This is a genomic window from Lysobacter terrae (assembly GCF_054782215.1).
Genome location: NZ_BAAGSX010000002.1, coordinates 261,898 through 268,561 on the forward strand (window position 1 = coordinate 261,898; position 6,664 = coordinate 268,561).

A 6,664-nucleotide genomic window follows, 5' to 3' on the forward strand; every position below is an offset into this window, starting at 1 on the left:
ATTCTCCAAAATGCGAAATACGCGCGCGACCCGTCGGCCGTTGCGGCCGTGCGCAATCCTGGCACACTGCGGTGCTCGCGAACCACCACCTCCGGCCGCCCATGACCACACCCGTCTTGCTGGATACCCCTCCCTCATTCGCGGAGTTGCAACAGCAGGTCAAAGAGGGTGTGCGCGTCGGAGCCTTGCTCCTCGATCTGGCGATGCTCGCGCCGCAGCTCGCCCCCAAGCTCGAGAATCTGCTTAGCCTCGCAAAAATCCAGCTGGGCGCATTGAAGGCGGAGATCGGCGACACCGAGATCCGTGTCCGCGGGACCTGGAAGCTCGCTTCAACTACGTTCGGCGTCGAAGCATGCTTCGCCTATGCGGGATCGGGGATCGATTGCACCGTGGCGATCGCACCCACGCGCAATCTGCTAACCGCAGTGGGTGGCGATCTGGCGCTCATCCTCAAGGCGCTTCCCATCAAGCCCGCCGATTTCTGGATCACACTGAGCACGGTGGAACGGCGCTCGGCGCGCATCGCCATTGAGGGACACGAGGTCGCCGACGCGGTCATTGCGGAGGGCCGCGGTTACCTCATGCGTTTCGAGGGACGGCTGCTCGAATTGGCGCAGCTCGAAAAGGTGGTCCTTTCGCTTACCGACGGGCTCGAACAGCCCGTCTTCCACGTAAATCTGAACAAGAAGATCTCGATCAAGCCGCTCCTCGATCTGCAGCTCGATGGCCTTACCTTCGCGAACGCTCAGCAACTCACGATCACCGGCGCCGCTACGTTGCACTTGTTCGGCGCAACGCTCGCCTGCGCTGGGGATCTGGCGCTATCGGCGCGCAGCATCGGTTTCAGTGCGGACGTGGACCCCATCGTGAAGATGCTCGATCACGTCTTCTTCCATGCTTTCACGCTGCAGAAGTCGCGCGCGACCATCACGGGTACCCTCGACGCCTACGTGGTGGGGCTCGCGGGCGAGTTCAAGATTTCCGGCAGTCCGGATGGCGGCAGATACCAGGCGCAGTACTCTTCCGGAAACACCACACCCTTCCCGGACCTGTTCGAGTTGGACGCGGGGAGGATCACGCCCTCCGACGCACTCACGGTGATGACGGGCGTTCCGATCCAGCTTCCCAATGCGCTGGATCGGCTCGTCGTGCTCGAAAGCGTCTATCTGTACTACGCCGCTTTCGACGGGCGTCCGACGCTCAGCGGCGTCCCCAGCCGTCGCGGCGCCGCGCTGCATGGCGATATCGTCCTTCTGGGTTATCGCGGCTACGTCGCGGCGGAGGCATTCGAGGATTCGTATCGGCTGGCACTGCTCCTCAACCCCATCAACCTCGGGATCATCGAGATCGGCGGCAGCGGTGAGGCGACGCCCGCGACGTACAAGGGAACCAAGGTCAAGCCAGGCGCAATCCGACTGGAACTGGACACCAAGAAGAAGCAGGCCGCGGGCGACATCAAGATCCGCTTTCTGCAGCAGGCTGTAGTCACCCAGCGGGCCACGCTCGGCGAGCACGGGCTCGAATTTGCCTATGTCATCTCGCTTCCGCAGCCGCTCGGCAACCGGGAGTATGCCTGCGCGCTGGAACACGAGCGCGTCCGCATGACCACCGGGCTCGACATAGAGGTGGGCATCTCCGACTTCGGCGTGCACATCCCGCGGCTGGCTAGCGTGCAGGGATCGATCTCGATCGATGCGGGCAAGTCCGGCGCGACCGCAACCGTCAGCGCGACGATCCAGCTCGGCCCGCTCTCTCTGCCGCTCTCACTCACCATTAGTGCCGCGGATCTTGCCAAGCTGCCGCAGGCGATCGAGGGTGAAGTCGAGAACAAGGTGGCCGAGGCACTGGGCAAAGCGTTGAATTGGCTGCGGGTAGCACTCGAAGGCCTGCTCAAGTCCGGCACCCGCGAGATCCAGCGCGGACTGATGAAGATCGGCGATGAGCTTAGCCACCGCTTCGAGGGTCTCAGCGCCAAGGACGCGGCGCGCGCACTGAAGGACGCGGGGTACGCGATGGAGCAAGCGCTGTGGGTGCTCGCGAAGAACCCGCTCGAGGATCTGATGAGCACCTTCGGTGCGGCGGGCGCCTACACCGTAGACGAGATCGTCGGCGGGCTTTCGAAATTGTGCAACCAGGCCAAGCCCGAATACCTGGCGCGGGAAATCGGCGGCCTGCTCAGCACCGGAGGGCTGGTGGGCGAACCGCTGGCGCGCGTCGTCATGGGCCTGTCGAAGGACATCAAGAAGGCCGCCGAGGCGCTAGGCCAGATTGGACGCTCCGCGGAAGAAGTCGCGGCATTTCTCATCGGCACCAAGACGCCTGTGGCGGAGGCCGCCACGATCCTCGGCGGAGCCTTCCTCCAAATCGAGAAGGAAACGCTGAAGAACGCGATGAAGGCCGCCGGCTACGCCGAACGCGAAATCACGAAATTCCTCGACAAGCTCTGGGATGAAGGCGGCAAGCTCGTGACGAACCTTCGCAACGAAGTGAAACGCGCCTGGGACCGCTATGCACCAAGCATCAAGCTGTGACGCCGCGCCATCCGCGGCGCACTGCTAGTCGTCCTTCCACAGCGGGTCGCCCGGCTGGATGACCATGAAGGTCTTCCGGTCCGGATACTTGGTCTTGAGTTCGAGCAGATCCTTCTCGGCCGTCGGCTTGTCGGTGCGGATCTTCGGGTGGTAGACCAAAGTACGGTCGACATCGAGGGTGTTCAAAGCGATCGCGCGGAACTTGTTGGCCAATTGCGTTCCCCTGGTGGCATCGGTGAACGCATCCTATGCGGCCGAGCGACGCCTCGCAATCGCCGCCCCCGGCCGGACAGGTATGTCGCCAGCACCACTGCAGTCTCGATGAAGGACTTGGACAGCCTGTCGCTGCCAATCGATAGCTGAAAAGCGCCAGCGATACCGTGGAGAAGTACGCCCACAATCGGTTTGTCGCGCCGGACGCACACACATATATTCACTTACAGGCGAGACAGAACGAATAATCGATTGTCCCTCCCTCGGCGTCGTCCCAACCGCGTTCGATGATGCCGGCCCTCTTGAATTTGTTGGGGTGAGACTGCGTGTCAGTGGTGGTTCCAACTGACATGATGGCTTGGGTAGCGGATTCTCTCGAAGACCCTAGCCGCTGCAACGCTTGGCCGCTCCAGTAGTCGGCGTTGAGCTCAGACCTGTGCGATTCATTCGAGAACCCGGCGATATGGTGACCGATCTCATGCGAGACGATCTGTATCGCCGCCCATTCCGTCCCCGCCTGGGCGTTGACCCATTGCAGGAAGTCCACGTCGAATGCCACGATTTTTCTGCCTGACGCCACCGTGGCGAAAGCGTTGTTCTCGTCCTTCAAGATGTAGACATCAATGGCTGGCGAGATGTCCAGGGAACGAAGCACCTTGTCTATGACTTCGGGGATCCCGGACGGATCCTTCTTGCGCGCTCGCCTTGTTATGTACTCCCTGGGTCGTGAATTGCTCCATCCCTTCTCTTTCGAGAACTGGCAGAACGGAATCACTGCGCCGGCCGCACCGACGCAATGCAATACGGGGAGCGCTGCGATAGCGCCACATAGGCAGCGACGTCCGACACTTATCGTCATGGCTTATTGCCCCCTGTAGCTCCTTCTCCTGTTGTATCCCTTTGGGGTCGATGGAATCTTGATGGCCACCGTCTTGTCCTCGTCATCGACCTCTATCTCGTCGACAACGTCATCATCCATCTCTTCGCCTCTTTGGGTCTGCATTTCCTGGCCGTTGCCGCATGTCATGCTGATCTGGTTGTACCAATTGTTGACCAGCTGCGACTGCTGCCAGTACCAGTTATTCAGCTGGGCGTACCACCACTGGGAGCACTGCTGATTCCAACCGCACCGCATCGGAATGCCTTGTTGTTGCTCCATCGCGGCATACTGGTTGACCTGAGCGATGTACGCTTGAAGCTGCATCACTGCGTTTCCGCATGTCATGTTTTGTGCGGCAGCGGTGGTTGAAGCTACGAGGCATGAGCCAAGTAGTGCCAGCGGGTAGAGATTGAGTCTGGGGGACTTCGTTCGACGCGCCTGGCACCGTTCTTGCGGAACCCGGCAGTAGCCTTTGGCTACGAGCCCAATCTTGTCTTGCATGACGATCCTCCGTGACCCGTGCTTGCGGAGTAGCGGGCAAACATGGGAACGCGAGGGTGGGAGTGGTGCGGCCTACCGTTCGTCGGCAGCTGAGGTCAGGCACTTTGGCGTCGCTTTCCACTTCCGACGGCTGCTAGGCAGAAGCACCCCCATGTGGGGGCCTTACCCTGAGATATGAATTCGGCGCCTAGCTTCGCTCCGTTAGGGGGCGCTCCCTGCCCTAGAGAGGTTGGCAGGGTGCGCGGTAGGCACGTGCCCGATCAGCGATCGCTGCCTCTGCCGTTCCGGTGTGAACACCAGCCGTGGCCGCCTTCTTTTATTTCCCGATGAAGCGAAGGACGATCACGAATACCAAGGTGGCAATCGCTCCCGTCAATAGCGTCGCGGAGAGAACTCCTGGCGAAAGCTTGATGCCTTCAAACACTTTCTGCGCTAACGACGAGCCGAAAAACACAAGAAAGAACACTAGGCCGATCTTACTGAAGCCCATAGCTTTTCATTCCCAAAAAGAAGAGGCCGCACTAGGCGGCCCTTCTCCCCTGTCACTGGCGCTAGGGTCGCCAGACAACTGGCCCAAGGCGGACGCCAGCATGTTGAGGCCAATGCACCTTGTCGAGCACCTCTGCGCGAACAGGGTGTTGTGTCTAAGGGAACGGATGATCCTCTGTGCAGCACGGTCGCGATACCACGCGGTCAGGGACGTCTAGTCGAACTGATCCGACACTGGGGCGAAGTCTTTAGCGCCGCCCCTTCTGCTGCCCCGGCGCAAACAACAGCTGCTGGATCACGCGCACCACGATGCGCTGCTGCCGCTTCGTGAGCAGGTCGAAGCCCAGGATGGCTTCTGCGAGCGGAGCGGCGCGTCGCCAACATCACCATTGACCCTGGAGATGTCTATGGACTAGACGCTCCCACTTGATAGCAAACCCGACAGGTGTCGCCTTGGCCGTATGGCCCTCCCGGCCACCAGTTGTTCACAAGAAGATCCGTCTTGACCCATCCATTGGGGCACGCGAGGGGTAGTTCCCAAGGTTTCCCATTGTTCGCGTCGCGCGCCGCGCAGATCTTTTTGAACTGAATATTGTTGAAGGAAGCATCCATGCGCGCGTTAGCGTCGGAAAGCTTCGCTTGAAGCAGATCCAGGCGCTTGTCAATGCTGCTAGCCAGTCCATCCAGGAGAACTTCCTCGCTCGGCCATAACACGCTGTAGTTGCCCAAGCTTGTTTGAACAGTTACGACTCCTTCCGAGAACTTGTGTACGTTTTGCGCTGTCCCCGCATCCGGGGACCTCGTGCACACAAAGGACTGACTCTTGCTAACGACGATATGCGTTGAGTTCGTTAGTGTGGTTGGCGCCGCATCGACCTGCCCCCTACATGCGACATTCGAAGTTGTATCCACTCCGGATACGTCGATCTGACGATCAACCGCAGCCTTTAGGAAGAAGTTCATCTTCTCCAGGCTCAGCATGTCATGCGTAACAGTCACCCCCAGGCTTTGCAGCCTCAGGCACTCTGAAACGGTTTCGAGTGCTTTTGAGGAAATTCGCTCAAGATATGAGTATGTCCTCGTATCAAGTGAAGTATTTGACGCGTATTTTTTGCAGAAATTGTTTATTGCTTCCTTGTTTGTCGAGAAGCTACCGGTAAATTCTATCGGAATCGTCTTTATTACCGCATCGATCCCGAGGGCGCCTGATGTGCTCTTTGATGAGCCATTCTGTTCGCAGTGTTCGTCAAATACCGAGTTGAGATAACTCGAGGATCCTGTATTTATCGAAAACTGCTTCAGCGTCTTCGTAATGTCTGGACACTGAAGATTTTGGGCGTTTGCTATCGGGGCGACAGACAAGAGACATAGTCCAAGGACGAAACTGGCTTGGCCTTTCATGGCTGAAATCCTTGAGATTCTTCGATAGGGGGCCAGCGCCTGGCACACATGCAGTCAGGACCGTTGCCCATTTTGCGGAGGCCGCAGGACAAGGGCGTATGCAGTGGCCGTTGATTGCCCGCGTGCAGGCAGTTCTGGCGCGTTTTAGATTCCCGCTGAGGTAGACACGTGGCCGCCACCTCCTTGCGCTAGCCGCAAAGACCCGGCCCCGTAGCCGACTTGGTCGAAGTCTCTGAGCAATGCGTTGGGTTGCTAACGATTCCCTCAAGGGTCCGTCTCAACCGGATTCTCGCGCTACGAAATGATGTGCAGCGAGTACGCGATGCGCATATGCGCTGGCGATTGGTCGCGATGCGTTGGGATGCGCATGGCCCGGTCCTCCCTGACAGCGATTGCCCATTCCTCCCAACGTTGTGGGCAAATTGTGCCGGCCAGCACTACCCAACCGGGGGAGCTGTTGCCATACGGTCGCGATACCACGCGGCCAGGGACGTCTAGTCGAACTGATCCGACACTGGGGCGAAGTCTTTAGCGCCGCCCCTTCTGCTGCCCCGGCGCAAACAACAGTTGCTGGATCACGCGCACCACGATGCGCTGCTGCCGCTTCGTGAGCAGGCCGAAGCCCAGGATGGCTTCTGCGAGCGGGTCG

The 6,664-nt window shown here is 59.6% G+C and carries 5 protein-coding genes; 1 reads left to right on the plus strand and 4 read right to left on the minus strand.

The window, feature by feature from the left end; genetic code table 11:
• Positions 1–101 precede the first annotated feature (101 nt).
• Positions 102–2,531, plus strand: coding sequence for a hypothetical protein (locus ACYVJ8_RS09250; RefSeq protein WP_460711601.1), 2,430 nt, complete (start codon positions 102–104; stop codon positions 2,529–2,531).
• A 24-nt stretch (positions 2,532–2,555) separates the two neighbouring features.
• Here ACYVJ8_RS09250 and ACYVJ8_RS09255 read toward each other — a convergent pair whose 3' ends face one another.
• The 4 genes from ACYVJ8_RS09255 to ACYVJ8_RS09270 form a co-directional block, all read right to left on the minus strand.
• Positions 2,556–2,744 (minus strand): hypothetical protein, encoded by a 189-nt coding sequence (locus ACYVJ8_RS09255; RefSeq protein ID WP_460711603.1) that lies wholly within the window; start codon positions 2,742–2,744, stop codon positions 2,556–2,558.
• 220 nt (positions 2,745–2,964) lie between these two features.
• Positions 2,965–3,603, minus strand: a complete 639-nt coding sequence (locus ACYVJ8_RS09260; RefSeq protein ID WP_460711605.1) for a M48 family metalloprotease — start codon at positions 3,601–3,603, stop codon at positions 2,965–2,967.
• Positions 3,604–3,606: 3 nt separating this feature from the next.
• Positions 3,607–4,125 (minus strand): hypothetical protein, encoded by a 519-nt coding sequence (locus ACYVJ8_RS09265; protein WP_460711607.1) that lies wholly within the window; start codon positions 4,123–4,125, stop codon positions 3,607–3,609.
• A gap of 894 nt (positions 4,126–5,019) precedes the next feature.
• Positions 5,020–6,015, minus strand: coding sequence for a hypothetical protein (locus ACYVJ8_RS09270; protein ID WP_460711609.1), 996 nt, complete (start codon positions 6,013–6,015; stop codon positions 5,020–5,022).
• Between the last annotated feature and the right edge of the window lie 649 nt (positions 6,016–6,664).

Excerpts from the sequence above, each read along its gene's own strand:
- ACYVJ8_RS09250 (WP_460711601.1), top strand. The coding sequence starts at position 102 with ATGACCACACCCGTCTTGCTGGATACCCCTCCCTCATTCGCGGAGTTG.
- ACYVJ8_RS09260 (WP_460711605.1), bottom strand. The coding sequence starts at position 3,603 with ATGACGATAAGTGTCGGACGTCGCTGCCTATGTGGCGCTATCGCAGCG.
- ACYVJ8_RS09265 (WP_460711607.1), bottom strand. The coding sequence starts at position 4,125 with ATGCAAGACAAGATTGGGCTCGTAGCCAAAGGCTACTGCCGGGTTCCG.
- ACYVJ8_RS09270 (WP_460711609.1), bottom strand. The coding sequence starts at position 6,015 with ATGAAAGGCCAAGCCAGTTTCGTCCTTGGACTATGTCTCTTGTCTGTC.